The following is a 24,400-nucleotide window of genomic DNA, read 5'->3' on the forward strand; positions in this document are numbered from 1 at the left end:
CCACGGCCGTACTTGGTACCGCTGCACTGCTGGGACCTACGCGGCCCGGCCCCGCTCAAGCGCCGCCATCGCACGCTCGGTCACTTCGGTGACCTTGCCGAGCGCGGAGATCGTGACCACCAGACCCTGGGCCCGGTAGTGGTCGATGATCGGCTCGGTCTGCGTGTGGTAGACCTCGAGCCGGGTCCGCACGGTCTCCTCGGAGTCGTCGTCCCGCTGGTACAGCTCGCCGCCGCAGATGTCACAGACACCCTCGGTCTTCGGCGGGCTGTACGTGACATGGAAGACATGCGCGCTGTCGTTGCGGCAGACCCGGCGGCCCGCGATGCGTGTGACGACCTCGTCCTCCGGGACCTCCAGGTCCAGCACCGCGTCCAGCTTCACGCCGTCCTGCGCGAGGGCCTCGTCCAGCGCCTTCGCCTGCGAGACATTGCGCGGGAAGCCGTCCAGCAGAAAGCCGTTGACGGCGTCCGGCTGGGCCATCCGCTCCTGTGCCATCGCGATGGTCACCTCGTCGGGCACCAGGTTCCCGGCGTCCATGTACGACTTCGCGAGCTTGCCGAGGGTGGTGCCCTGGCTGATGTTGGCTCGGAAGAGGTCGCCCGTGGAGATGTGCGGGACCTTCAGGTTCTTGGCGAGGTACGCGGCCTGCGTTCCCTTGCCGGCACCGGGCGGCCCGACGAGGACGATTCGCATCAGCGGAGGAACCCTTCGTAATTACGCTGCTGAAGCTGGCTCTCGATCTGCTTCACGGTTTCCAGACCCACACCCACGATGATGAGGATGCTCGTCCCGCCGAACGGGAAGTTCTGGTTCGCACCGCCGAAGCCTGCCAACGCCATCGTCGGGACGAGAGCAATCAGACCCAGGTACAGCGAGCCCGGCCAAGTGATCCTGTTGAGCACGTAGCTCAGATACTCGGCAGTAGGTCGACCTGCCCGGATACCCGGGATGAAGCCACCATACTTCTTCATGTTGTCGGCAACTTCTTCGGGGTTGAAGGAGATGGCCACGTAGAAGAAGGCGAAGAACACGATCAGCAGGAAGTACGTCGCGATGTAATACGGGTGGTCGCCCTTGACGAAGTGCGCCTCGATCCAGGTCTTCCACGCGGAGTTCCCACTGGAGAACTGCGCGACCAGCGCCGGGATGTAGAGCAGCGACGAGGCGAAGATGACAGGGATCACACCCGCCTGATTCACCTTCAGCGGGATGTACGTGGACGTACCGCCGTAGGACCTGCGGCCGATCATGCGCTTCGCGTACTGGACGGGGATCCGGCGCTGCGCCTGCTCGACGAAGACGACCAGGCCCACCATCACGAAGCCGATCAGAATGACCGTGCCGAACTCGATCCAGCCCTTGGCGAGCGTGCCGCTCTCCTTGATGGCCCACAGCGCGCCGGGGAAGCCGGCGGCGATCGAGATGAACATCAGGATGGACATGCCGTTGCCGATCCCGCGGTCGGTGATGAGCTCACCGAGCCACATGACGGCGGCGGTGCCCGCGGTCATGGTGATCACCATGGTGACGGTGACGAAGATCGACTGATCGGGCACGATCTCCGAGGCGACCGGACAGCCGCTGAAGAGCGCGCCGCTCCGGGCGGTGGCGACCAGGCCGGTGCCCTGCAGCACGGCGAGGGCGACCGTCAGATAGCGGGTGTACTGCGTGATCTTCGCCTGACCGGACTGGCCCTCCTTCTTGAGGGCCTCCAGCCTGGGGATGACCACGGTCAGCAGCTGCAGGATGATGCTCGCGGTGATGTACGGCATGATGCCGAGCGCGAAGATCGTGATCTGCAGCAGCGCCCCGCCGCTGAACATGTTCACCAGACCGAACAGGCTGTTGTTGCCCTTCTGGGCCGCGTCGACACAGGTCTGGACATTCTCGTAACTGACGCCCGGTACCGGGACATGCGCCCCGAGCCGGTACAGCACGATGATGCCGAGTGTGAAGAGCAGCTTCTTGCGCAGGTCGGGCGTCTTGAACGCCCGGGCGAACGCGGTGAGCACGGTGCCTCCTGCGACCCCCGCGCTACTGCGTCAGAGGTGACGGTATTGAGGATCGACGGATACGGAACAAGCGATACAGCAACAATGCACGCCACCTTACCGGCGACAGTGCCCCCCTTGGAACGACCAACCGGGGATGCCCCTTTTGAGAGGCATCCCCGGTCGGATGTTCAGGCCATCGAGTTGTCTCAGACGAGCTCGGTGACGGTGCCGCCGGCGGCGGCAATCTTCTCCTTGGCGGAGCCGGAGACGGCGTCCACCGACACCTGCAGCGCCACGGAGATCTCGCCCTGGCCCAGGACCTTGACGAGGCTGTTCTTGCGCACCGCGCCCTTGGTGACCAGATCGGCCACCGTGACCTCGCCGCCCTCGGGGTAGAGCGCGGCGAGCCTGTCCAGGTTCACGACCTGGTACTCGGTGCGGAACGGGTTCTTGAAGCCCTTGAGCTTCGGGAGACGCATGTGGAGGGGCATCTGCCCACCCTCGAAGCGCTCCGGAACCTGGTAACGGGCCTTGGTGCCCTTGGTACCACGACCTGCGGTCTTACCCTTGGACGCCTCACCACGACCCACACGGGTCTTGGCGGTCTTGGCGCCCGGGGCAGGACGGAGGTTGTGGACCTTCAGCGGGTTGCTCTCCGCCATGTCAGTCGACCTCCTCAACCGTCACGAGGTGGCGGACGGTGTGCACCATGCCGCGGAACTCGGGACGATCCTCCTTGACAACCGTGTCGCTGACCCGCTTGAGGCCGAGCGAACGCAGGGTGTCGCGGTGGTTCTGCTTGCTGCCGATGTACGACTTCGTCTGCGTGATCTTGAGACGGGCCATTACGCACCCGCTCCCGCACGCGCACGGAGCAGAGCCGCGGGGGCGACGTCCTCAAGGGGCAGACCGCGGCGGGCCGCGATCTCCTCGGGACGCTGCAGGCCCTGGAGGGCCGCCACGGTCGCGTGCACGATGTTGATCGCGTTGTCCGAGCCGAGCGACTTCGACAGGATGTCGTGCACGCCCGCGCACTCCAGCACGGCACGCACCGGGCCACCGGCGATCACGCCGGTACCGGGGGAAGCCGGCTTGAGCAGGACGACGCCCGCGGCCTTCTCGCCCTGGATCGGGTGCGGGATGGTGCCCTGGATACGGGGGACCTTGAAGAAGTGCTTCTTGGCCTCCTCAACACCCTTGGCGATGGCGGCCGGCACCTCCTTGGCCTTGCCGTAGCCGACACCCACGGTGCCGTCACCGTCGCCCACCACGACCAGCGCGGTGAAGCTGAAGCGACGACCACCCTTCACAACCTTGGCAACGCGGTTGATCGCGACAACGCGCTCAACGTAAGCGGTCTTCTCGGCGGCAGCGCCACCGTCGCGACCCTTCCGGTCCCGCCGCTCGCCGCCACCGGCACCGCTTCCGCGGCGCTGGGGTCCAGCCATTGGATTTACCTCTCTCTGTTACGTCCGTTGGTCCCGGAACCGGGAGCTAGAACTTCAGCCCGGCTTCGCGGGCGGCGTCAGCCAGAGCGGCAATGCGCCCGGCGTACCTGTTGCCACCACGGTCGAACACGACGGCCTCGACGCCTGCGGCCTTGGCACGCTCGGCCACCAGGGCACCGACCTTCTGTGCCTGGGCGCTCTTGTCGCCCTCGCCACCTCGGATCGAGGTGTCCAGGGTCGACGCCGAAGCGAGCGTGTGGCCCGCGATGTCGTCGATGACCTGCGCGACGATGTTGCGGTTGGAGCGCGTCACGACCAGGCGAGGACGCTCCGGCGTACCGGAGACATGCTTGCGGACGCGGATGTGGCGACGCTTGATGGCGGCGCGCTTGTACGCGTCACCCTTAGCAATCTTGACACCGTATGCCATGGCTTACTTACCCGCCTTTCCGACCTTGCGGCGGATGACCTCGCCCGCGTACTTGACGCCCTTGGCCTTGTACGGGTCGGGCTTCCGCAGCTTGCGGATGTTAGCGGCGACCTCGCCGACCTTCTGCTTGTCGATGCCCTCGACGGTGAACTTCGTGGGCGTCTCGACCTTGAAGGTGATGCCCTCGGGGGCCTCGATGAGGATCGGGTGGCTGTAGCCCAGGGCGAACTCCAGGTTGGAGCCCTTCGCCTGGACGCGGTAGCCGACTCCGCTGATTTCGAGCGCCTTGACGTATCCCTGGGTCACGCCGGTGATCATGTTCGCCACCAGCGTGCGGGACAGGCCGTGCAGGGCCTTGTTCTGACGCTCGTCGTTCGGGCGCAGCACCTGAAGGGTGCCGTCCTCGCCCTTGGTGACCTCGATCGGCGCGGCGACGGTGTGCGAGAGGGTGCCCTTGGGGCCCTTCACCGCGACCGTACGGCCATCGATGGTGACGTCCACACCGGCGGGAACCTGGATGGGGAGCTTGCCGATTCGCGACATGAGCTATTCCTCCGTTCCCGACTACCAGACGTAGGCGAGGACTTCCCCACCTACGCCCTTCTTGCTGGCCTGCTGGCCGGTCAGGAGACCGTGGGACGTGGAGATGATGGCCACGCCCAGGCCGCCGAGAACCTTCGGCAGATTGGTGGACTTCGCGTACACACGCAGACCCGGCTTGGAGATGCGCTTGATGCCGGCGATCGAACGCTCGCGGTTCGGGCCGAACTTCAGCTCCAGGACGAGGTTCTTGCCGACCTCGGCGTCCTCGACCTTCCAGCCGGTGATGAAGCCCTCCTGCTGGAGGATCTCCGCGATGTGCGACTTGATCTTGCTGTGCGGCATCACGACTTCGTCGTGGTACGCCGAGTTCGCGTTGCGCAGACGCGTGAGCATGTCTGCGATGGGATCAGTCATGGTCATGAATTGGCCTTCGGCCTCTCTCGCCGGGGTTTCCTGTATGCGCCATCCCTCTCCCCGATCAGAGTCGGGACGGGTGCGGTGCGGGGACCTACGGCGTAGTAAGTCTGATTTGGACGACGGGCGCCCAACCCCACAAGCCTACGGCATGTGAGGGAGGGCTCCCGCCAACCAATTGCTTACCGAGAGCTTCGGGTGGTCCTGGAAAACCAGGACTACCAGGAGCTCTTGGTGACGCCCGGCAGCTCGCCGCGGTGGGCCATCTCGCGAAGGCACACACGGCACAGGCCGAACTTGCGGTAGACGGAGTGGGGACGGCCGCAGCGCTGGCAGCGGGTGTAACCGCGCACACCGAACTTCGGCTTGCGGGCGGCCTTAGCGATCAGAGCCTTCTTCGCCACGGTCAGTTCTCCTTGAACGGGAAGCCGAGGTGACGAAGGAGGGCACGACCCTCGTCGTCGTTGGTCGCCGTGGTGACCACGGTGATGTCCATGCCCCGGACCCGGTCGATCTTGTCCTGGTCGATCTCGTGGAACATGACCTGCTCCGTGAGACCGAAGGTGTAGTTGCCACGGCCGTCGAACTGCTTCGGGGACAGACCGCGGAAGTCACGGATACGCGGCAGCGCGAGCGACAGCGTACGGTCCAGGAACTCCCACATGCGGTCACCGCGAAGGGTGACGTGGCAACCGATCGGCTGGCCCTCGCGCAGCTTGAACTGCGCGATGGACTTCCGGGCCTTGGTGACGGACGGCTTCTGGCCGGTGATCGTGGTGAGGTCCTTGATGGCGCCCTCGATCAGCTTGGAGTCGCGGGCGGCGTCGCCCACACCCATGTTGACCACGATCTTGACGAGACCGGGGATCTGCATGACGTTCTCGTACGAGAACTCCTCACGCAGCTTTCCGGCGATCTCCTCGCGGTAGCGCAGCTTCAGACGCGGCGCGGTAGTGGTGGCAGTCATCAGATGTCCTCACCGGTCCGCTTGGCAACGCGGATCTTGTTGCCCTCGTCGTCAAAGCGGTAGCCGACGCGGGTGACGACCTTCTTGCCGTCCTTCTCCACAACCAGCTGAACGTTGCTGACGTGGATGGGGGCTTCGGTGGTCACGATGCCGCCGGTCTGCGAACCGCGAGCCGTCTGGCCGGCCTTGGTGTGCTTCTTGACCCGGTTGACACCCTCGACGAGAACACGGTCCTGCGTGGGGTAGGCCACGATGACCTTGCCCTGCTTGCCCTTGTCCTTGCCGGTGATGACCTGAACCAGGTCGCCCTTCTTGATCTTCATGCTTACAGCACCTCCGGCGCGAGCGAGATGATCTTCATGAACTTCTTCTCGCGCAGCTCACGGCCCACCGGGCCGAAGATACGGGTGCCACGAGGGTCGCCGTCGTTCTTCAGAATGACGGCGGCGTTCTCGTCGAAGCGGATGTACGAGCCGTCCGGACGGCGGCGCTCCTTGACGGTGCGAACGATGACCGCCTTGACGACGTCACCCTTCTTCACGTTGCCACCGGGGATCGCGTCCTTGACGGTGGCGACGATGACGTCACCGATGCCCGCGTAGCGGCGACCCGAACCACCGAGAACACGGATGGTGAGAATTTCCTTCGCACCCGTGTTGTCGGCGACACGCAGTCGCGACTCCTGCTGGATCACGTCTATCTCCTGATCGTCTGCCGGTTCCCGGCGGGGCCGTCAAGCGTAGAACGTCTTACGCTTGACGGCCGCACCGAGCCTGGCGGAACTGTTCCGAGGGGAAACCCCCTCGGAGGGGGTTGTTACTTGGCCTTCTCGAGGATCTCGACGATGCGCCACCGCTTCGTGGCGGACAGCGGCCGGGTCTCCATCAGGAGGACGCGGTCGCCGATGCCGGCGGCGTTCTGCTCGTCGTGCGCCTTGAGCTTGTTCGTACGGCGGATGACCTTGCCGTACAGGGCGTGCTTGACACGGTCCTCGACAGCGACGACGACGGTCTTGTCCATCTTGTCGCTGACGACCAGACCCTCACGGGTCTTGCGGAAGCCGCGGTCGGTCGTGGCGTTGGTCTCGGTCACGTTGCTCTCAGTCATCAGGCGCTCTCCACCGTCTCGATGCCCAGCTCGCGCTCACGCATCAGGGTGTAGATCCGCGCGATGTCCTTGCGCACGAGCTTCAGCCGCCCGTGGTTTTCGAGCTGACCCGTCGCCGCCTGGAAGCGGAGATTGAACAGCTCTTCCTTGGCCTCGCGAAGCTTCGCGAGAAGCTCCTCGTCGCCCAGTTCGCGCAGTTCGGACGCCTTGGTCACGGCCGCCATCACGCCTCACCTGCCTCGCGCCGAACGATCCGGCACTTCATCGGAAGCTTGTGAGCAGCGCGGGTAAGCGCCTCACGCGCAATCTTCTCGTTCGGGTAGGACAGCTCGAACATCACCCGACCGGGCTTGACGTTCGCGATCCACCACTCGGGGGAACCCTTACCGGAACCCATGCGGGTCTCGGCAGGCTTCTTGGTGAGCGGACGGTCCGGGTAGATGTTGATCCAGACCTTGCCGCCACGCTTGATGTGACGGGTCATCGCGATACGAGCGGCCTCGATCTGACGGTTCGTCACGTACGCGGGGGTCAGCGCCTGGATGCCGTACTCGCCGAACGCAACCTGCGTCCCACCCTTGGACATTCCGCTGCGCTTCGGGTGGTGCTGCTTGCGGTGCTTGACCCTACGGGGGATCAGCATTTCGGTCAGGCCTCCGTTCCGCCGGTAGAAGAGGACGTCGCCTCAGCGGCCGGAGCAGCGGCGGCGTCGGCCTTGGGGGCCTCGGCTGCCGGGTTCTGCTGCGGCTTGCGGCCACGGCCGCCACGCTCGCCACCGCGGCCACCACGGCCGGCGGGACGGTCGTTGCCACCACCACGGGCCGGACGGTTGCCGGCGCGGGCCGCGGCGTTCTCGGCGCGCACCTCGGCGATGTTCTTGACGTCGCCCTTGTAGATCCAGACCTTCACACCGATACGGCCGAAGGTCGTCTTGGCCTCGAAGAAGCCGTAGTCGACGTTCGCACGGAGCGTGTGCAGGGGCACGCGGCCCTCGCGGTAGAACTCCGAGCGGGACATCTCGGCGCCGCCGAGACGGCCACCGCACTGGATCTTGATGCCCTTGGCGCCGGCCTTCATCGTCGACTGCATGCTCTTGCGCATGGCGCGACGGAAGGAGACACGCGAGGACAGCTGCTCGGCGACGGCCTGGGCCACCAGCTGAGCGTCCACCTCGGGGTTCTTGACCTCAAGGATGTTCAGCTGGACCTGCTTGCCGGTCAGCTTCTCCAGCTCGCCGCGGATACGGTCGGCCTCGGCGCCGCGGCGGCCGATGACGATGCCCGGACGTGCGGTGTGGATGTCAACGCGGACGCGGTCGCGGGTGCGCTCGATCTCCACCTTGGAGATGCCGGCCCGCTCCATGCCCTTCGTCATCATGCGACGAATGGCGACGTCTTCCTTGACGTAGTCCTTGTACAGCTTGTCGGCGTACCAACGGGACTTGAAGTCCGTGGTGATACCGAGTCGGAACCCATGCGGGTTAACCTTCTGGCCCATTACCGGGTTCCTTCCTTGCTGCTGACGACCACGGTGATGTGGCTGGTCCGCTTACGGATCCGGTAGGCACGGCCCTGGGCACGCGGACGGAACCGCTTCAGGGTCGGGCCCTCGTCCACGTACGCCTCGCTGATGACCAGCGAAGAGGCGTCGGTGTGGTCGTAGTTGTGCGCGGCGTTGGCAATGGCGCTGTCAAGCACCTTGCCGACCGGCACGCTCGCGGCCTGCGGGGCGAAGCGCAGGACCGCCTGAGCCTCCGTGGCATCCATGCCACGGATGAGGTCCACCACGCGGCGGGCCTTCATGGGCGTGACGCGGATGTACCGCGCCTGGGCCCTGGCTTCCATGGTTGTCCCTTCGGTGTAAGTCATAGTCAGTCACCCCGCGTTAGCGGCGCTTCGACTTCCGGTCGTCCTTGACGTGGCCGCGGAAGGTGCGAGTCGGCGAGAACTCGCCGAGCTTGTGGCCGACCATGGACTCGGTGACGAACACCGGGACATGGATCTTGCCGTTGTGCACCGCGATCGTGTGGCCCAGCATGGCCGGGACGATCATCGAGCGACGGGACCAGGTCTTGATGACGTTCTTGGTGCCTGCTTCGTTCTGGACGTCCACCTTCTTGATCAGGTGGTCGTCGACGAAGGGCCCCTTCTTGAGACTGCGCGGCATCTGAACCCGCTCCTAGCGCTTCTTGTTCGTCTTGCGGCGGCGGACGATGTACTTGCTGCTTGCCTTCTTCGGCGAGCGAGTACGACCCTCCTTCTGACCCCACGGGCTGACCGGGTGGCGTCCACCGGAGGTCTTGCCCTCACCACCACCGTGCGGGTGGTCAACCGGGTTCATCGCGACACCGCGGACGGTCGGGCGTACGCCCTTCCAGCGCATACGGCCGGCCTTGCCCCAGTTGATGTTCGACTGCTCGGCGTTGCCGACCTCGCCGATGGTGGCGCGGCAGCGGACGTCGACCAGCCGGATCTCACCGGACGGCATACGAAGGTGGGCCATGGAGCCCTCCTTCGCCAGCAGCTGCACGGAGGCACCCGCGGAGCGGGCGAACTTCGCGCCGCCGCCGGGCCGCAGCTCGATGGCGTGGATGGTCGTACCGACCGGGATGTTGCGCAGCGCCAGGTTGTTGCCGGGCTTGATGTCGGCGGCCGGACCGTTCTCGACACGCGCGCCCTGCGCGAGGCCACGCGGCGCGATGATGTAGCGCTTCTCGCCGTCCGCGTAGTGCAGCAGCGCGATGCGCGCGGTGCGGTTCGGGTCGTACTCGATGTGCGCGACCTTGGCCGGCACGCCGTCCTTGTCGTGACGACGGAAGTCGATCACTCGGTAGGCGCGCTTGTGTCCACCACCCTGGTGGCGAACGGTCACACGACCGGCGTTGTTACGGCCGCCCTTGCTGTGCAGCGGGCGGACCAGCGACTTCTCCGGCGTGGACCGCGTGATCTCGACAAAGTCGGCGACGCTGGAGCCACGACGGCCCGGGGTCGTCGGCTTGTACTTGCGGATACCCATTGTCTCTCAGTCCTCGGAAGAATTCCGGATCCTGGACGTCTCGACCTCCGTCAGGAGGTCGGGCCGCCGAAGATGTCGATACGGTCGCCCTCAGCGAGGGTCACGATGGCGCGCTTGGTGTTCGCGCGCTTGCCGAAACCGGTGCGGGTGCGCTTGCGCTTGCCCTGGCGGTTGATCGTGTTGACCCCGGCGACCTTGACCGAGAAGACCGCTTCCACGGCCTGCTTGATCTGGGTCTTGTTGGCCGTGGGCGCCACGATGAACGTGTACTTGTTCTCGTCGAGCAGCGCGTAGCTCTTCTCGGACACCACGGGCTTCACAAGAATGTCGCGGTGGTCGTGGAAGGTCTTGCTGGTGATCTCGGCCATCAGGCTTCACTCCCCTCGTTGTCGTCGGCCTTGGAAGGGCCAGACACGAAGGACTCGAAGGCGGCCTTGGTGAAGACCACGTCGTCGGAGACGATCACGTCGTACGTGTTCAGCTGGCCCGGCGCCAGGATGTGCACCTGGGGCAGGTTGCGGGCGGACAGCCACGCGGCCTCGTCGGACCTCTCGACGACCAGCAGCACGTTCTTGCGCTCGCTGATCTTGCCGATCAGGGTCCGGGCGGCCTTGGTGGACACCGCGTCCTCGACCAGGCCGGAGACGACGTGGATACGAGAGTGACGGGCCCGGTCGGTGAGGGCACCGCGCAGGGCGGCGGCCTTCATCTTCTTGGGGGTCCGCTGCGAGTAGTCACGCGGCACGGGGCCGTGGACGACGCCACCACCGGCGAACTGCGGAGCGCGGGTCGAACCCTGACGGGCGCGGCCGGTGCCCTTCTGGCGGTACGGCTTCTTGCCACCGCCACGGACTTCGCCGCGGGTCTTGGTCTTGTGCGTGCCCTGTCGGGCAGCGGCCAGCTGGGCGACAACGACCTGGTGGATCAGCGGAATGCTGACCTTCGCGTCGAAGATCTCCGAGGGGAGCTCGACGGTCCCGGCCTTGTCGCCTGCCGGCGAAAGGATGTCAACGGTGCTCATCAGTTACCTCAGGCCCCCTTGGCCGCGGTACGGACCAGGACGAGGCCGCCGTTCGGACCAGGAACCGCGCCCTTGATCAGGAGCAGGCCCTTCTCCGCGTCAACGGCGTGAACGGTCAGGTTCTGGGTGGTGACCCGCTCGTTGCCCATACGGCCCGCCATGCGGAGGCCCTTGAACACACGGCCCGGGGTGGCGCAGCCACCGATGGAACCGGGAGAGCGGTGCTTGCGCTGGGTGCCGTGACCGGCGCCGAGGCCCTTGAAGTTGTGACGCTTCATGACACCGGCGAAGCCCTTGCCCTTGCTCTTGCCCGTGACGTCGACCTTGACGCCGGACTCGAACGTGGCGGCGGTGATCTCCTGGCCGAGCGTGTACTCGCCGGCGTCGGAGGTGCGGAGCTCCACCAGGTGGCGGCGGGGGGTCACGTCGGCCTTGGCGAAGTGGCCCTTGAGGGGCTTGTTCACCTTGCGCGGGTCGATCTCGCCGAAGGCGATCTGGACCGACTCGTAGCCGTCGGAGTCATTCGTACGGACCTGGGTAACAACGCAGGGCCCGGCCTTGACGACGGTCACCGGGACGACACGGTTGTTCTCGTCCCAGACCTGGGTCATGCCGAGCTTCTCGCCCAGGACACCCTTGATCTGCTTTGCCATCTCTTCCGCGCCTCTCAGAGCTTGATCTCGATGTCAACGCCGGCCGGAAGGTCCAGGCGCATCAGCGAGTCAACGGTCTTGGGCGTCGGGTCGAGGATGTCGATCAGGCGCTTGTGCGTGCGCATCTCGAAGTGCTCGCGCGAGTCCTTGTACTTGTGCGGCGACTTGATGACGCAGTACACGTTCTTCTCAGTGGGCAGCGGCACCGGGCCCGCGACCGACGCACCAGTACGTGTCACCGTCTCGACGATCTTCTTCGCCGAGGAGTCGATGACCTCGTGGTCGTAGGCCTTGAGCCGGATGCGGATCTTCTGTCCCGCCATGGCTGCTTCGTAGTCCTGTCTCTCGTAACGCTCTGGAACCCGGTAGCTCCGCGCCCCGCTCCGACCCACGCGGTCGGGCGTGTCGCATCCTCGCCAATGAAAATTTCCCGAAGGATTTTCCCTGCCAAGGGGTACGGTCCTGACGACCGCGAGCCGGGGCCGGGCCGCGATATCGCGATTGGCCACCGGGCGCCTGGCCGGAGCCCCGCTGACGCTTCCCGGAAGATTCCCGTACGTCCGCCCCAGCGCTGCCCGGAAGGGCAGTTGGGACGACGAGTACTGTGGGACTCGCTTCCGGTCCTCCCGGCGGGAGGCGCGCAGCATCGGCACTCAACCGAGCAACCTGAACAGTGTGCCATAGGGGCCCCAGCCCTGGCCAATCGCGGCCGGAAAGGGTACCCCACGCTCGGATCGGTCAAGCATGCCGCGCCCGGGTCATGTGCCGGCACGACGGTCCGCGACGATCACGGCGCTCAGCGTGACACCGCCCCTGGGTTTCCCGGCCGCGGTCGGTACGCTCACGGGGGTCAAGTCGGCCTCGGCGCACGGGGAGTGGGGACTTCGGTGAAAGCTCTGGCGGTCGGCGACCCGCGACACGTGGGTCCGTACCGGATCACGGGCCGGCTGGGCGCGGGCGGGATGGGCGTGGTCTACCTCGGGTCCTCGCCCGGCGGGCGAGAGGTGGCCGTGAAGGTCATCCGGCCCGAGTTGGCGGACGAACCGGGATTCCGGGAACGGTTCGCACGCGAGGCCTCGGCGGCCCAGGCCGTCAGCGGGGCGTTCACCGCCGCCGTGGTCGGCGCGGACCCGCACGGAGAGGCGCCCTGGCTGGCCACGCTCTATGTGCGCGGGCTCTCGCTCGCCGAGGCGATCGCGCGGCACGGCACGCTGCCCGAGTGGTCGGTGTGCGGACTGGGTGCCGGACTGGCCGAGGCGCTCCAGGCCATCCACGCCGCGGGGCTGATCCACCGCGACCTGAAACCCTCGAACGTACTGCTGGCCGCCGACGGACCGCGCGTGATCGACTTCGGGATCGCCATGGAGGCGGGCGCCGAAGCGCTCACGAGCACCGGTCTCATCGTCGGCACGCCGGGGTTCATGGCACCCGAGCAGTTCATCCGCCGGCCGGTCGGAACGGCCGCCGATGTGTTCTGCCTGGGCGCGGTGCTGGCCTTCGCGGCCACCGGGGAGGGACCGTTCGGCACCGGCTCGTCGCACGCGATGGGCTATCGCGTCGTCCACGAGGAGCCGGATCTGACGGCGCTGCCCGCTCGCGTACGGGACGTGGTGGCGCGGTGCCTGGCGAAGGACCCCGCGGCCCGGCCCACGGTTCCCGAACTGCTGGATGAGCTGGCCGGGCTCGTGGCGTCGGGGCCGGGGCCGGATCCGGCCCCGCAGGAGCGGGATGCGACGAGCGGGCAGCCGCGTGGCGTGACTCTCCCCCTGCGGGGGGCTCTCTGGCTGCCCGTGCCGCTCGCGGACGCGGTGGACCGGGCGGACACGGAGACCGTCGAGCCGCCGCCCACCGCGGACCCGGTGCCCGACGCGGAGCCGGTGCCCGCCGAGCCTCCGTCCCCGATCGCCGACACGGCTGGCGCCGGTTCACCGGAGTCGCGGAATCACACCATCTCTCCGCGCCCGCCGGGCTCGGACCCGAGCTGGGTGCGCAGACACCGGACAAAGCTGCTGATCAGCTGTCTGCTTCTCGGCGCCATCGGCTTTCTCTCGCCCCGCGTCGGCGCGTGGATCACCGATGGCTCCGAATCGAAGGACATCTCCGGCTCGGGGGCGGGAGCCGGCGCCGGGTCGTCGCCCGGGCCCTCCGCCTCCGCGTCGAGGGCCTTCGAGTGCGCCGACAGGAGCGGGCCGCTCCTGGGCTCCGGTTCGTCCGCCCAGAAAAGCGCCGTGGACGCGTGGATCAAGGCGTACACGGCGACCTGTCCCGAGGCCCAGGTCAACTACAACCCCATCGGCTCGGGCGCCGGCATCACCGAATTCCTGGCAGGCACCACCGCCTTCACGGGCTCCGACGCCGCGCTCAAGCCCGCCGAGTCCGCCAGGTCCAAGACCGTCTGCGAGGGCGGCTCGGCGATCAATCTGCCGATGCTCGGCAGCCCGATCGCCATCGCCTACCACGTCCCCGGTGTGGATGACCTCGTCCTGGACGCCCCGGCCATCGCGAAGATCTTCGACTCGAAGATCACGAAGTGGAACGACGCCGCGATCAGGGAGCTGAACCCCGGCGTCAACCTGCCCGCCACGACGATCCAGGCGTTCCACCGCAGTGACCAGTCCGTCGTCAACCGGACGCTGAGCGACTACCTGAACGCCTCGGCCCCGGCCGAGTGGCCGTACGAGTCCGGAACGGGATGGCCCGGCTCCGGCGGTCTGTCCGCCAATGGCTCCTCCGGTGTCGCCGCCCAGGTGAAGCAGGTCGCCGGCTCGATCGGCTACTTCGATCTGTCCTACGCGAGCGCGAGCGGCGAGAACCTTCCTACCGTCAAGATCAGTACGGGCGCCGCGGGGCCCGTCGAGGCGACCACGGAGAACGCGTCCGAGGGCCTGGGCACCGCCGCGATCGTCGGTACGGGCAAGGACCTGGCCCTCGCGCTCGACTACACGACCAAGGCCGAGGGCGCCTACCCGCTTCTCTATGTGACCTACGAGATCGTCTGCGACAAGGGCACCTATCCCGGCGCGCTCGGTACGTTGAAGTCCTTCCTGAGCTACACCAGCAGCGAGGAGGGGCAGCGGACCATCAGCGGCATGGGGTACGCGCCACTGCCCTCCGCACTCACCGCCAAGGTCCGCGAGTCCGTCCGTACGATCACCTGAGCCCGAACCGTGTCCGTGCTCCCCGGACGGAAGGGCCCGGCGCTGTGGCCGGAAAGGTTCTGGGAAAGCGCTCTCCATCCGAGCAGTCTTGGCCCCGACCGAGCCGCCCACCGCTCGAAGGGTTGATCGCATGTCCCGCTCCACAGGCACTACCACGGACAGCCCCCGCACCCGTCCAGGCACCCGCACCACCGCCCTGCTGGCCGGGGCCTCGTCCATGCTCGCTCTCGGCGTCCTCGGCGCCACAGCGCCCCCGGCAACGGCCTCGCCGAGCGACGCGCAGGTCAACGGCCAGGCCACCTGGTACAACACCGGCCTCGGCGCCTGCGGTTGGTTCAACGACGACAGCCAGCTGGTCGTGGCCGTCTCGGCGGCCCTGTACGGGAACTACCCCAACCCCAACAACTCCCCCGTGTGCGGAAAGCAGTTACGGGTCAACGGCCCGCTCGGCTCCGTGACCGTGACGGTCGTGGACAGATGCTCCGGCTGCGCGACGAACGACGTGGACCTCAGCCCCGCCGCGTTCCGCCAGGTGGGCAACCCCGACGTGGGGCGGATCAACGTCAGCTGGGACTGGATCTGACCCGACCGGCACCCCGCACGCGAAAGGGCCCGTACGACCGAAGTCGTACGGGCCCTGCCGTTGGATGCTCCGAGGAGCTATCCGGTCAGATCAGACCTGATCAGCAATTACTTGTTGATCTTGGTGACCTGGCCGGCGCCGACGGTCCGGCCACCCTCACGGATGGCGAACTTGAGGCCCTCCTCCATGGCGACGGGCTGGATCAGCTCGACCGTCATGACGGTGTTGTCGCCCGGCATGACCATCTCGGTGCCCTCGGGGAGGGTCACCACGCCGGTCACGTCCGTGGTACGGAAGTAGAACTGCGGGCGGTAGTTGTTGAAGAACGGGGTGTGACGGCCACCCTCGTCCTTCGACAGGATGTAGGCCTGGGCCTCGAAGCTGGTGTGCGGCGTGACCGAACCCGGCTTGATGATGACCTGGCCGCGCTCGACGTCCTCGCGCTTGATGCCACGGAGGAGCAGACCGACGTTCTCACCGGCCTGGCCCTCGTCGAGCAGCTTGCGGAACATCTCGATGCCGGTGACCGTGGTGGTGGTCTTCTCGGTCTTGATACCGACGATGTCGACGGTCTCGTTGACCTTCAGGACACCACGCTCGATACGACCGGTGACGACGGTGCCACGACCGGTGATCGTGAAGACGTCCTCGATCGGCATCAGGAACGGCTTGTCGACGTCGCGCTCGGGCTGCGGGATGGACTCGTCAACGGCCTTCATCAGGTCGAGAACGGTCTTGCCCCACTCGGCGTCGCCCTCAAGAGCCTTGAGCGCCGAGACCTTGACGACCGGCAGGTCGTCGCCCGGGAACTCGTACTCGGAGAGCAGCTCGCGGACCTCGAGCTCGACGAGCTCAAGGATCTCCTCGTCGTCCACCATGTCGGCCTTGTTCAGGGCGACAACGATGTACGGAACGCCGACCTGGCGGGCCAGGAGCACGTGCTCCTTGGTCTGCGGCATCGGGCCGTCGGTGGCGGCGACCACGAGGATGGCGCCGTCCATCTGCGCCGCACCCGTGATCATGTTCTTGATGTAGTCCGCGTGACCCGGGCAGTCGACGTGCGCGTAGTGACGCGACTCCGTCTGGTACTCGACGTGCGCGATGGAGATGGTGATACCGCGCTGGCGCTCCTCGGGAGCCTTGTCGATCTGGTCGAAGGCCGAGGCCTCGTTCAGGTCCGGGTACGCGTCATGCAGCACCTTGGTAATGGCGGCCGTGAGGGTCGTCTTACCGTGGTCGATGTGACCGATGGTGCCGATGTTGACGTGCGGCTTAGTCCGCTCGAACTTCGCCTTCGCCACTGGGGTCCTCCTGGAGTGGTTCTGTACGCCTTACTCATCGGCGCCAGGTGATCTTTGCTGGGATGCCGGCCCCCGAGGCGGCCCCGCCATGATCCGGTGGATCCGGCGGAACCGCCCCAGGACTTGCCGGTGACAAGCCTAAAGCGTGGACTCGGAAGAGTTACTCGCCCTTGGCCTTCGCGATGATCTCCTCGGCGACGTTCCGGGGAACCTCGGCGTAGGAGTCGAACTGCATCGAGTAGCTTGCGCGACCCGAGGTCTTGCTGCGGAGGTCTCCGACGTAGCCGAACATCTCCGACAGCGGCACCAGGCCCTTGACGACCTTGGCGTTGGCCCGGTCCTCCATGGCCTGGATCTGGCCACGCCGGGAGTTGATGTCACCGATGACATCGCCCATGTAGTCCTCGGGCGTGGTCACCTCGACCGACATCATCGGCTCAAGGAGCACGGGAGACGCCTTGCGGGCGGCCTCCTTGAACGCCTGCGAACCGGCGATCTTGAAGGCCAGCTCCGAGGAGTCGACCTCGTGGTAGCCACCGTCGAGAAGCGTGATGCGCACACCGGTCATCTCGTAACCCGCGAGGATGCCGAACTGCATGGCCTCCTGCGCGCCGGCGTCCACCGAAGGGATGTACTCCTTCGGGATACGGCCACCGGTGACCTTGTTCACGAACTCGTACGAGGCGTCGCCGCCCTCGATGGGCTCGATCATGATCTGCACCTTGGCGAACTGCCCGGTGCCACCGGTCTGCTTCTTGTGGGTGTAGTCCACGCGCTCGACGGTCTTGCGGATCGTCTCACGGTAGGCGACCTGCGGCTTGCCGACGTTCGCCTCGACGCGGAACTCGCGCCGCATACGGTCGACCAGCACCTCAAGGTGAAGCTCGCCCATACCGCCGATGACGGTCTGGCCGGTCTCCTCGTTGGTGTGCACCTGGAAGGAGGGGTCCTCCTCCGCGAGACGCTGGATGGCGACACCCAGCTTCTCCTGGTCACCCTTGGACTTGGGCTCGATCGCGACCTCGATGACCGGCGCCGGGAAGTCCATGGACTCCAGGATCACCGGGTTCTTCTCGTCGCACAGCGTCTCACCGGTGGTGGTCTGCTTCAGGCCCATGACGGCGACGATGTCACCGGCGCCCACCGACTCGATCTCCTCACGCTTGTTCGCGTGCATACGGTAGATCTTGCCGATGCGCTCCTTGCGGCCCTTCACCGAGTTCAGCACCGCGGTGCCGGACTCCAGCCTGCCGGAGTACACACGGACGAAGGTGAGCTTGCCGAGGTGCGGGTCGCTCATGATCTTGAACGCCAGCGCGGACAGCGGCTCGTCGACGGAGGGCTTGCGGACGACCTCCAGCTCCGGGTCCTTGACGTCGTGGCCCACGATGCCCTCGACGTCCAGCGGAGTGGGCAGGTAGCGCACGACCGCGTCGAGCAGGGGCTGAACGCCCTTGTTCTTGAACGCGGTACCGCAGAACACCGGGGTGACGGTGATGCCGTCGGACTTGCCGGAGGCGATGGTGATACGGCGGATCGCCGCGTACAGCTGCTCCACGGTGGGCTCGGTGCCCTCCAGGTACAGCTCCATCAGCTCGTCGTCGTTCTCGGAGACGGTTTCGAGCAGCTTGCCGCGCCACTCCTCGGCCGCCTCGGTGTGCGTGGCCGGGATGTCGACGACGTCGTACATCTCGCCCTTCGCCGCCTCGGCGGACCAGACGAAGGCCTTCATCGTCACGAGGTCGACGACGCCCTTGAAGTCGGCCTCCGCACCGATCGGCAGCTGCATGACGATCGGAACCGCGCCGAGGCGGTCCGAGATCATGTCGACACAGCGGTGGAACTCCGCGCCGGTCCGGTCGAGCTTGTTGACGAAGCAGATACGGGGCACGCCGTAACGGTCGGCCTGCCGCCATACCGTCTCGGACTGCGGTTCCACACCGGCGACACCGTCGAACACGGTGACGGCACCGTCGAGGACACGGAGCGAACGCTCCACCTCGACCGTGAAGTCCACGTGACCCGGGGTGTCGATGATGTTGATGGTGTGGTCGACGTCGTCGAGCGGCCAGTGACAGGTCGTCGCGGCGGACGTGATCGTGATGCCGCGCTCCTGCTCCTGCTCCATCCAGTCCATCGTGGCAGCGCCGTCGTGGACCTCACCGATCTTGTAGCTCACACCGGTGTAGAACAGGATGCGCTCGGTGGTCGTCGTCTTGCCCGCGTCGATGTGGGCCATGATCCCGATGTTGCGGACCTTGGCCAGGTCAAGCGAAGTGGTGGCCATAAGGCTCAATCTTCTCTCGGTCTCGATGTGGGTAGCGACTACCAGCGGTAGTGCGCGAAGGCCTTGTTGGACTCGGCCATCTTGTGCGTGTCCTCACGCTTCTTGACCGAGGCGCCGAGACCGTTGGAGGCGTCGAGCAGCTCGTTCATGAGGCGTTCGGTCATGGTCTTCTCGCGACGGGCGCGGGAGTAACCCACGACCCAGCGCAGAGCGAGGGTGGCGGCGCGACCGGGCTTGACCTCGATCGGCACCTGGTAGGTGGCGCCACCGACACGGCGGGACTTGACCTCAAGCGTGGGCTTGACGTTCTCAAGCGCGCGCTTCAGCGTGATGACCGGGTCGTTGCCGGTCTTCTCGCGGAGGCCTTCCATGGCGCCGTACACGATCCGCTCGGCAGTGGAACGCTTGCCGTTGAGCAGAAGCTTGTTGATCAGCGACGTGACAAGAGGAGAACCGTAGACCGGGTCGATGATGACCGGGCGCTTCGGGGCGGGGCCCTTACGAGGCATTCTTACTTCTCCTTCTTGGCGCCGTAGCGGCTGCGGGCCTGCTTGCGGTTCTTGACGCCCTGGGTGTCAAGGGAGCCGCGGATGATCTTGTAGCGAACACCCGGCAGGTCCTTCACACGGCCACCACGCACGAGCACGATGGAGTGCTCCTGCAGGTTGTGTCCCTCGCCCGGAATGTAGGCCGTGACCTCGATACCGGAGGTCAGACGCACACGCGCGACCTTGCGGAGGGCCGAGTTCGGCTTCTTCGGGGTGGTCGTGAAGACACGCGTGCAGACGCCGCGGCGCTGAGGGGAACCCTCGAGTGCGGGCGTCTTGTTCTTCTCGACCTTGTCCTGCCGGCCCTTCCGGACCAGCTGCTGGATCGTAGGCACTACTTCTCCGGTTTCTGTGTGCCGTCAGTGAAACTAACCTGGAACACCTCCGACCCACGCGGTCGGGTGTGTCGAATACTGCATGGCCTCACCGGAGGCGAGGCGGGCGCAGATTGCGGTGGCCGGTGCTCAAGCTCGCGTGCGGTTGAGGACACGCACAGGAACCCAGGCACACCCCAGGCACAAGGTCTGAGCGTACCTACCTCATCGACTCCGGTCAAAACAAATGCCGGGCCCCCCGACACGCCGGACGTCCCCCTGGTGAACGGCGGGCGACGGGGGCGCGACAGGGAGCGGCCCGGCGGTAGGTGGGTCGGCACGCGGATCGGTACGTGGGTCGGCACGCGGGTCGGCCATGGGGGCCGGGTCGCCGCCGTCACGCACGCCCGGGCGGTCGCGGCGCCGGGCCCTCCCGCGCGTCCCTCTGGGGAGCCTCCCGAGGGCCCTCCTGGGCGCACGGGACGATCCGTCCACGGCTGTCGGTCCGAGGCGAGCGGGATCCGCTCCGGGACCCCGTTCGGCCCTCGGGCCGTTCGGGCATCCGCGGGGACGCCGAAGGGCGGCCACCCCGTACAGGATGGCCGCCCTCCGTTCGCTCACGCCTTACTGGTTGTACGGACCGTAGTCGTAGTCCTCCAGCGGAACGGCCTGGCCGGAGCCGGTGCCGAACGGCGAATAGTCGATGTCGTCGTAACCGACGGCCGAGTACATCGCGGCCTTGGCCTCCTCGGTCGGCTCGACCCGGATGTTGCGGTAGCGGGACAGGCCCGTACCGGCCGGGATGAGCTTACCGATGATGACGTTCTCCTTGAGGCCGATCAGGGAGTCCGACTTGGCGTTGATCGCCGCGTCGGTGAGGACCCTGGTCGTCTCCTGGAAGGACGCCGCCGACAGCCACGACTCGGTGGCCAGCGAGGCCTTGGTGATACCCATCAGCTGCGGACGGCCGGAGGCCGGGTGGCCGCCTTCCGTGACCACACGACGGTTCTCGGTCTCGAACTTCGAGCGCTCCACCAGCTCGCCCGGCAGCAGCTCCGCGTCGCCGGACTCGATGATCGTCACACGGCGCAGCATCTGCCGGATGATGATCTCGATGTGCTTGTCGTGGATGGACACACCCTGCGAGTTGTAGACCTTCTGGACCTCGCCGACCAGGTGGACCTGGACCGCGCGCTGACCGAGGATCCGCAGCACGTCGTGCGGGTTGGTGGCACCCACGGTGAGCTTCTGGCCCACCTCGACGTGGTCGCCCTCGCCCACGAGCAGACGGGCACGCTTCGAGATCGGGAACGGCGTCTCGTCGCTGCCGTCGTCCGGGGTGACGACGATCTTCTTGGTCTTCTCGGTCTCCTCGATACGGACGCGGCCGGCCGCCTCCGAGATCGGGGCGACACCCTTGGGCGTACGGGCTTCGAAGAGCTCGACGACTCGGGGCAGACCCTGGGTGATGTCGTCACCGGCCACACCACCGGTGTGGAAGGTACGCATCGTCAGCTGGGTACCGGGCTCACCGATGGACTGGGCGGCGATGATGCCGACCGCCTCACCGATGTCGACCAGCTTGCCGGTGGCCAGCGAACGGCCGTAGCAGAAGGCACAGGTACCGACCGCGGACTCGCAGGTCAGGACCGAGCGGGTCTTGACCTCCTCGACCCCGGCGGCCACGACGGCGTCGATCAGGACATCGCCCAGGTCGACATTTGCCGGCGCGATGACCTTGCCGTCGACGACGACGTCCTCGGCGAGCATCCGCGCGTACACGGACGTCTCGACGTCCTCCGCCTTGCGCAGCACACCGTCGGCGCCGCGCTCGGCGATCCGCAGCTTCAGACCGCGGTCGGTGCCACAGTCCTCCTCGCGGATGATCACGTCCTGCGAGACATCCACCAGACGACGGGTCAGGTAACCCGAGTCGGCGGTACGCAGGGCGGTGTCGGCCAGACCCTTTCGGGCACCGTGCGTGGAGATGAAGTACTCCAGCACGGACAGGCCCTCACGGAAGGACGCCTTGATGGGACGCGGGATCGTCTCGTTCTTGGCGTTGGACACCAGACCACGCATACCGGCGATCTGACGCATCTGCATCATGTTTCCGCGCGCACCCGAGTTGACCATCATGAAGATGGGGTTGGTCTTCGGGAAGTTCGCGTTCATCGCCTCGGCGACCTCGTTGGTCGCCTTGGTCCAGATCGCGATGAGCTCCTGCGTGCGCTCGTCCTTGGTGATCAGACCGCGCTCGTACTGCTTCTGGACCTTCTCGTCCTGCGCCTCGTAACCCTGGACGATGGCCTTCTTCGCCTCGGGCACGACGACATCGGAGATGGCGACGGTGACACCGGAACGGGTCGCCCAGAAGAAGCCGGCCGCCTTCAGGTTGTCGAGCGTCGCCGCCACGATGACCTTGGGGTAGCGCTCGGCGAGGTCGTTGACGATCTCGGAGAGCTGCTTCTTGCCCACCGAGTAGTCGACGAACGGGTAGTCCTCGGGCAGCAGCTCGTTGAAGAGGGCGCGGCCCAGGGTCGTACGCAGCCGGAAGGGGTCGCCCTGCTGCCACGGCACCGCGGTGCCGTCCGTGTCGGCCTCCTCGGCGGCGGGCGGGGTCCAGCCGCGCGGCGGGATCGTGCCCACCGGGAAGCGGATGTCGACCTTCGCCTGGAGCGAGAGCTCCCGGTTGTCGAACGCCATGGTCGCCTCGGCGGTGGAGCCGAAGGACCGGCCCTCGCCGATGACCTTGCGCTCTTCCTCGTCCGTCGTGAGGAAGAAGAGACCGAGCACCATGTCCTGGGTCGGCATGGTGACGGGACGACCGTCGGCCGGCTTCAGGATGTTGTTCGAGGACAGCATCAGGATGCGGGCCTCGGCCTGCGCCTCCGCGGAGAGCGGCAGGTGGACGGCCATCTGGTCACCGTCGAAGTCCGCGTTGAACGCGGTGCAGACGAGCGGGTGGATCTGGATGGCCTTGCCCTCGACCAGCTGCGGCTCGAAGGCCTGGATGCCCAGACGGTGCAGGGTCGGCGCACGGTTCAGCAGCACCGGGTGCTCGGCGATGACCTCTTCGAGCACGTCGTACACGACCGTACGGCCGCGCTCGACCATGCGCTTCGCCGACTTGATGTTCTGCGCGTGGTTCAGATCCACCAGGCGCTTCATCACGAACGGCTTGAAGAGCTCCAGCGCCATGGCCTTCGGCAGACCGCACTGGTGCAGCTTGAGCTGCGGACCGACGACGATCACGGAACGGGCCGAGTAGTCGACTCGCTTGCCGAGCAGGTTCTGACGGAACCGGCCCTGCTTGCCCTTGAGCATGTCGCTCAGGGACTTCAGCGGACGGTTACCGGGACCGGTCACCGGGCGACCGCGGCGGCCGTTGTCGAACAGCGCGTCGACGGCCTCCTGCAGCATCCGCTTCTCGTTGTTCACGATGATCTCGGGGGCACCGAGGTCAAGGAGACGCTTGAGGCGGTTGTTGCGGTTGATCACACGGCGGTACAGGTCGTTCAGGTCGGAGGTCGCGAAGCGGCCACCGTCCAGCTGCACCATCGGACGCAGGTCCGGCGGGATGACCGGTACGCAGTCCAGCACCATGCCCTTGGGGCTGTTGCTGGTCTGCAGGAACGCGGAGACGACCTTGAGGCGCTTGAGCGCCCGGGTCTTCTTCTGGCCCTTGCCGGTACGGATGATCTCGCGGAGGCGCTCGGCCTCCTCGTCCAGGTCGAAGGACTCCAGGCGCTTCTGCAGCGCCGCGGCACCCATCGAACCGTCGAAGTACGTGCCGAAGCGGTCACGCAGCTCGCGGTAGAGCAGCTCGTCGCCCTCCAGGTCCTGGACCTTGAGGTTCTTGAAGCGGTTCCACACCTCGTCGAGACGGTCGATCTCGCGCTGCGCGCGGTCGCGCAGCTGCTTCATCTCACGCTCGGCGCCCTCGCGCACCTTGCGGCGCACATCGGCCTTGGCGCCCTCGGCCTCCAGCTCGGCCAGGTCGGTCTCAAGCTTCTTGGCGCGGGCTTCGAGGTCGGCGTCGCGGCGGTTCTCGACCTGCTGGCGCTCGACGGAGACATGCGCCTCCAGCGACGGCAGGTCGCGCGTACGGCGCTCCTCGTCCACGAACGTGATCATGTACGCGGCGAAGTAGATGACCTTTTCGAGGTCCTTCGGCGCGAGGTCGAGCAGGTACCCGAGGCGTGACGGGACGCCCTTGAAGTACCAGATGTGGGTCACGGGCGCGGCCAGCTCAATGTGGCCCATCCGCTCACGGCGCACCTTGGCGCGCGTGACTTCCACGCCACAGCGCTCACAGATGATGCCCTTGAAGCGGACACGCTTGTACTTGCCGCAGTAGCACTCCCAGTCCCGGGTCGGACCGAAGATCTTCTCGCAGAAGAGTCCGTCCTTCTCGGGCTTGAGCGTGCGGTAGTTGATGGTCTCCGGCTTCTTCACTTCGCCGTGCGACCAGGTCCGGATGTCGTCCGCGGTGGCAAGGCCGATCCGCAGCTCGTCGAAGAAGTTGACGTCGAGCACTTGTCGTCAATCCCTCTTTCGGGGGTTCGAGCCCCTCGCGTCAGCGAGTAGATGGGGCACTTCAGCAATGGTCTG

General features: G+C 66.6%; 30 protein-coding genes. 2 read left to right on the forward strand and 28 right to left on the reverse strand.

From position 1 onward, the window contains the following. Positions 1–36: 36 nt before the first annotated feature. From M1203_RS05410 to rpsJ, 23 genes are all read right to left on the reverse strand, one after another. Positions 37–696 (reverse strand): adenylate kinase, encoded by a 660-nt coding sequence (locus M1203_RS05410; protein WP_249948326.1) that lies wholly within the window; start codon positions 694–696, stop codon positions 37–39. Further along, positions 696–2,015, reverse strand: a complete 1,320-nt coding sequence (gene secY, locus M1203_RS05415; protein ID WP_249948327.1) for a preprotein translocase subunit SecY — start codon at positions 2,013–2,015, stop codon at positions 696–698. The genes M1203_RS05410 and secY overlap by 1 nt, the downstream gene beginning before the upstream one ends. A 188-nt stretch (positions 2,016–2,203) precedes the next feature. Continuing rightward, complete coding sequence (rplO, locus tag M1203_RS05420) at positions 2,204–2,659, reverse strand: 50S ribosomal protein L15 (protein ID WP_249948328.1); 456 nt, start codon at positions 2,657–2,659, stop codon at positions 2,204–2,206. A 1-nt stretch (position 2,660) separates the two neighbouring features. Beyond that, positions 2,661–2,843, reverse strand: coding sequence for a 50S ribosomal protein L30 (rpmD, locus tag M1203_RS05425; RefSeq protein WP_066943591.1), 183 nt, complete (start codon positions 2,841–2,843; stop codon positions 2,661–2,663). Continuing rightward, positions 2,843–3,445, reverse strand: coding sequence for a 30S ribosomal protein S5 (gene rpsE, locus M1203_RS05430; RefSeq protein ID WP_030351447.1), 603 nt, complete (start codon positions 3,443–3,445; stop codon positions 2,843–2,845). The genes rpmD and rpsE overlap by 1 nt, the downstream gene beginning before the upstream one ends. A gap of 46 nt (positions 3,446–3,491) precedes the next feature. Then, on the reverse strand, positions 3,492–3,875 hold the full coding sequence (rplR, locus tag M1203_RS05435; RefSeq protein WP_114659653.1) for a 50S ribosomal protein L18: 384 nt from the start codon (positions 3,873–3,875) through the stop codon (positions 3,492–3,494). A gap of 3 nt (positions 3,876–3,878) precedes the next feature. Next, a complete protein-coding gene (rplF, locus tag M1203_RS05440; RefSeq protein WP_249948329.1) occupies positions 3,879–4,418 on the reverse strand; it encodes a 50S ribosomal protein L6 in 540 nt (179 codons plus the stop codon). Between the two features lie 21 nt (positions 4,419–4,439). Continuing rightward, positions 4,440–4,838 carry a 30S ribosomal protein S8 gene (gene rpsH / locus M1203_RS05445; protein ID WP_046504649.1) on the reverse strand — a complete coding sequence of 133 codons (399 nt, stop codon included), beginning with the start codon at positions 4,836–4,838 and terminating at the stop codon, positions 4,440–4,442. 212 nt (positions 4,839–5,050) lie between these two features. After that, positions 5,051–5,236, reverse strand: coding sequence for a type Z 30S ribosomal protein S14 (locus M1203_RS05450; protein ID WP_003948630.1), 186 nt, complete (start codon positions 5,234–5,236; stop codon positions 5,051–5,053). A 2-nt stretch (positions 5,237–5,238) separates the two neighbouring features. After that, complete coding sequence (rplE, locus tag M1203_RS05455) at positions 5,239–5,799, reverse strand: 50S ribosomal protein L5 (protein ID WP_030351443.1); 561 nt, start codon at positions 5,797–5,799, stop codon at positions 5,239–5,241. Beyond that, positions 5,799–6,122 carry a 50S ribosomal protein L24 gene (gene rplX, locus M1203_RS05460; RefSeq protein WP_249948330.1) on the reverse strand — a complete coding sequence of 108 codons (324 nt, stop codon included), beginning with the start codon at positions 6,120–6,122 and terminating at the stop codon, positions 5,799–5,801. Before rplX ends, rplE begins: the two co-directional genes overlap by 1 nt. 2 nt (positions 6,123–6,124) lie before the next feature. Next, positions 6,125–6,493, reverse strand: a complete 369-nt coding sequence (gene rplN / locus M1203_RS05465) for a 50S ribosomal protein L14 (RefSeq protein WP_003974257.1) — start codon at positions 6,491–6,493, stop codon at positions 6,125–6,127. A gap of 122 nt (positions 6,494–6,615) precedes the next feature. Then, on the reverse strand, positions 6,616–6,906 hold the full coding sequence (gene rpsQ / locus M1203_RS05470; protein ID WP_249948331.1) for a 30S ribosomal protein S17: 291 nt from the start codon (positions 6,904–6,906) through the stop codon (positions 6,616–6,618). Next, entirely contained in the window at positions 6,906–7,130 is a 225-nt protein-coding gene (rpmC, locus tag M1203_RS05475; RefSeq protein ID WP_249948332.1) for a 50S ribosomal protein L29, read from the reverse strand. The genes rpsQ and rpmC overlap by 1 nt, the downstream gene beginning before the upstream one ends. Next, complete coding sequence (rplP, locus tag M1203_RS05480) at positions 7,130–7,549, reverse strand: 50S ribosomal protein L16 (protein WP_072485538.1); 420 nt, start codon at positions 7,547–7,549, stop codon at positions 7,130–7,132. Before rplP ends, rpmC begins: the two co-directional genes overlap by 1 nt. A 5-nt stretch (positions 7,550–7,554) precedes the next feature. After that, positions 7,555–8,403, reverse strand: a complete 849-nt coding sequence (rpsC, locus tag M1203_RS05485) for a 30S ribosomal protein S3 (protein WP_030351439.1) — start codon at positions 8,401–8,403, stop codon at positions 7,555–7,557. Further along, positions 8,403–8,750 carry a 50S ribosomal protein L22 gene (gene rplV, locus M1203_RS05490; protein ID WP_004571827.1) on the reverse strand — a complete coding sequence of 116 codons (348 nt, stop codon included), beginning with the start codon at positions 8,748–8,750 and terminating at the stop codon, positions 8,403–8,405. Before rplV ends, rpsC begins: the two co-directional genes overlap by 1 nt. A 40-nt stretch (positions 8,751–8,790) precedes the next feature. After that, a complete protein-coding gene (gene rpsS, locus M1203_RS05495; RefSeq protein ID WP_030351437.1) occupies positions 8,791–9,072 on the reverse strand; it encodes a 30S ribosomal protein S19 in 282 nt (93 codons plus the stop codon). Between the two features lie 12 nt (positions 9,073–9,084). Next, entirely contained in the window at positions 9,085–9,921 is an 837-nt protein-coding gene (gene rplB, locus M1203_RS05500) for a 50S ribosomal protein L2 (protein WP_129770859.1), read from the reverse strand. A gap of 50 nt (positions 9,922–9,971) precedes the next feature. After that, positions 9,972–10,289, reverse strand: a complete 318-nt coding sequence (gene rplW, locus M1203_RS05505) for a 50S ribosomal protein L23 (RefSeq protein ID WP_249948333.1) — start codon at positions 10,287–10,289, stop codon at positions 9,972–9,974. Beyond that, positions 10,289–10,942: a 50S ribosomal protein L4 gene (gene rplD / locus M1203_RS05510; protein WP_249948334.1), complete on the reverse strand. Its 654-nt coding sequence runs from the start codon at positions 10,940–10,942 to the stop codon at positions 10,289–10,291. Before rplD ends, rplW begins: the two co-directional genes overlap by 1 nt. 8 nt (positions 10,943–10,950) lie before the next feature. Continuing rightward, positions 10,951–11,595, reverse strand: coding sequence for a 50S ribosomal protein L3 (gene rplC / locus M1203_RS05515; RefSeq protein ID WP_249948335.1), 645 nt, complete (start codon positions 11,593–11,595; stop codon positions 10,951–10,953). 14 nt (positions 11,596–11,609) lie between these two features. Continuing rightward, a complete protein-coding gene (rpsJ, locus tag M1203_RS05520) occupies positions 11,610–11,918 on the reverse strand; it encodes a 30S ribosomal protein S10 (protein ID WP_003948644.1) in 309 nt (102 codons plus the stop codon). Between the two features lie 564 nt (positions 11,919–12,482). Between rpsJ and pstS the strand changes: the two genes are divergently transcribed. Together pstS and M1203_RS05530 are read left to right on the forward strand one after the other, a co-directional pair. Beyond that, the gene (pstS, locus tag M1203_RS05525; RefSeq protein ID WP_249948336.1) at positions 12,483–14,753 is read left to right on the forward strand and encodes a phosphate ABC transporter substrate-binding protein PstS; all 2,271 of its coding nucleotides are present in this window, start codon (positions 12,483–12,485) and stop codon (positions 14,751–14,753) included. A 130-nt stretch (positions 14,754–14,883) separates the two neighbouring features. Beyond that, positions 14,884–15,336 (forward strand): RlpA-like double-psi beta-barrel domain-containing protein, encoded by a 453-nt coding sequence (locus tag M1203_RS05530; RefSeq protein WP_249948337.1) that lies wholly within the window; start codon positions 14,884–14,886, stop codon positions 15,334–15,336. Between the two features lie 107 nt (positions 15,337–15,443). On the opposite strand, the gene tuf is transcribed toward M1203_RS05530, so the two are convergent. The 5 genes from tuf to M1203_RS05555 form a co-directional block, all read right to left on the reverse strand. After that, on the reverse strand, positions 15,444–16,637 hold the full coding sequence (gene tuf, locus M1203_RS05535; protein WP_129770864.1) for an elongation factor Tu: 1,194 nt from the start codon (positions 16,635–16,637) through the stop codon (positions 15,444–15,446). Between the two features lie 160 nt (positions 16,638–16,797). Further along, positions 16,798–18,924, reverse strand: a complete 2,127-nt coding sequence (gene fusA, locus M1203_RS05540) for an elongation factor G (protein ID WP_249948338.1) — start codon at positions 18,922–18,924, stop codon at positions 16,798–16,800. Between the two features lie 38 nt (positions 18,925–18,962). Next, positions 18,963–19,433 (reverse strand): 30S ribosomal protein S7, encoded by a 471-nt coding sequence (gene rpsG / locus M1203_RS05545; RefSeq protein ID WP_030351427.1) that lies wholly within the window; start codon positions 19,431–19,433, stop codon positions 18,963–18,965. 2 nt (positions 19,434–19,435) lie between these two features. Further along, positions 19,436–19,807: a 30S ribosomal protein S12 gene (gene rpsL, locus M1203_RS05550; RefSeq protein WP_003948652.1), complete on the reverse strand. Its 372-nt coding sequence runs from the start codon at positions 19,805–19,807 to the stop codon at positions 19,436–19,438. Positions 19,808–20,410: 603 nt separating this feature from the next. Then, a complete protein-coding gene (locus tag M1203_RS05555) occupies positions 20,411–24,325 on the reverse strand; it encodes a DNA-directed RNA polymerase subunit beta' (protein ID WP_249948339.1) in 3,915 nt (1,304 codons plus the stop codon). Positions 24,326–24,400: the final 75 nt, after the last annotated feature.

The organism is Streptomyces sp. 35G-GA-8 (assembly GCF_023534745.1).
GTDB lineage: Bacteria > Actinomycetota > Actinomycetes > Streptomycetales > Streptomycetaceae > Streptomyces.

Coding starts and splice junctions, on each gene's coding strand:
- rplX (WP_249948330.1), bottom strand. CDS start 6,122: ATGAAGATCAAGAAGGGCGACCTGGTTCAGGTCATCACCGGCAAGGAC.
- fusA (WP_249948338.1), bottom strand. CDS start 18,924: ATGGCCACCACTTCGCTTGACCTGGCCAAGGTCCGCAACATCGGGATC.
- rpsJ (WP_003948644.1), bottom strand. CDS start 11,918: ATGGCGGGACAGAAGATCCGCATCCGGCTCAAGGCCTACGACCACGAG.
- rplW (WP_249948333.1), bottom strand. CDS start 10,289: ATGGCCGAGATCACCAGCAAGACCTTCCACGACCACCGCGACATTCTT.
- rplE (WP_030351443.1), bottom strand. CDS start 5,799: ATGACTGCCACCACTACCGCGCCGCGTCTGAAGCTGCGCTACCGCGAG.
- rpsS (WP_030351437.1), bottom strand. CDS start 9,072: ATGCCGCGCAGTCTCAAGAAGGGGCCCTTCGTCGACGACCACCTGATC.
- rpsH (WP_046504649.1), bottom strand. CDS start 4,838: ATGACCATGACTGATCCCATCGCAGACATGCTCACGCGTCTGCGCAAC.
- rplC (WP_249948335.1), bottom strand. CDS start 11,595: ATGGCAAAGCAGATCAAGGGTGTCCTGGGCGAGAAGCTCGGCATGACC.
- rpmC (WP_249948332.1), bottom strand. CDS start 7,130: ATGGCGGCCGTGACCAAGGCGTCCGAACTGCGCGAACTGGGCGACGAG.
- rplF (WP_249948329.1), bottom strand. CDS start 4,418: ATGTCGCGAATCGGCAAGCTCCCCATCCAGGTTCCCGCCGGTGTGGAC.
- rplO (WP_249948328.1), bottom strand. CDS start 2,659: ATGGCGGAGAGCAACCCGCTGAAGGTCCACAACCTCCGTCCTGCCCCG.
- M1203_RS05410 (WP_249948326.1), bottom strand. CDS start 696: ATGCGAATCGTCCTCGTCGGGCCGCCCGGTGCCGGCAAGGGAACGCAG.
- M1203_RS05530 (WP_249948337.1), top strand. CDS start 14,884: ATGTCCCGCTCCACAGGCACTACCACGGACAGCCCCCGCACCCGTCCA.
- rplP (WP_072485538.1), bottom strand. CDS start 7,549: ATGCTGATCCCCCGTAGGGTCAAGCACCGCAAGCAGCACCACCCGAAG.
- rplB (WP_129770859.1), bottom strand. CDS start 9,921: ATGGGTATCCGCAAGTACAAGCCGACGACCCCGGGCCGTCGTGGCTCC.
- rpsC (WP_030351439.1), bottom strand. CDS start 8,403: ATGGGCCAGAAGGTTAACCCGCATGGGTTCCGACTCGGTATCACCACG.
- rpsQ (WP_249948331.1), bottom strand. CDS start 6,906: ATGACTGAGAGCAACGTGACCGAGACCAACGCCACGACCGACCGCGGC.
- rpsG (WP_030351427.1), bottom strand. CDS start 19,433: ATGCCTCGTAAGGGCCCCGCCCCGAAGCGCCCGGTCATCATCGACCCG.
- rplV (WP_004571827.1), bottom strand. CDS start 8,750: ATGGAAGCCAGGGCCCAGGCGCGGTACATCCGCGTCACGCCCATGAAG.
- rplD (WP_249948334.1), bottom strand. CDS start 10,942: ATGAGCACCGTTGACATCCTTTCGCCGGCAGGCGACAAGGCCGGGACC.
- rpsE (WP_030351447.1), bottom strand. CDS start 3,445: ATGGCTGGACCCCAGCGCCGCGGAAGCGGTGCCGGTGGCGGCGAGCGG.
- rpmD (WP_066943591.1), bottom strand. CDS start 2,843: ATGGCCCGTCTCAAGATCACGCAGACGAAGTCGTACATCGGCAGCAAG.
- rplR (WP_114659653.1), bottom strand. CDS start 3,875: ATGGCATACGGTGTCAAGATTGCTAAGGGTGACGCGTACAAGCGCGCC.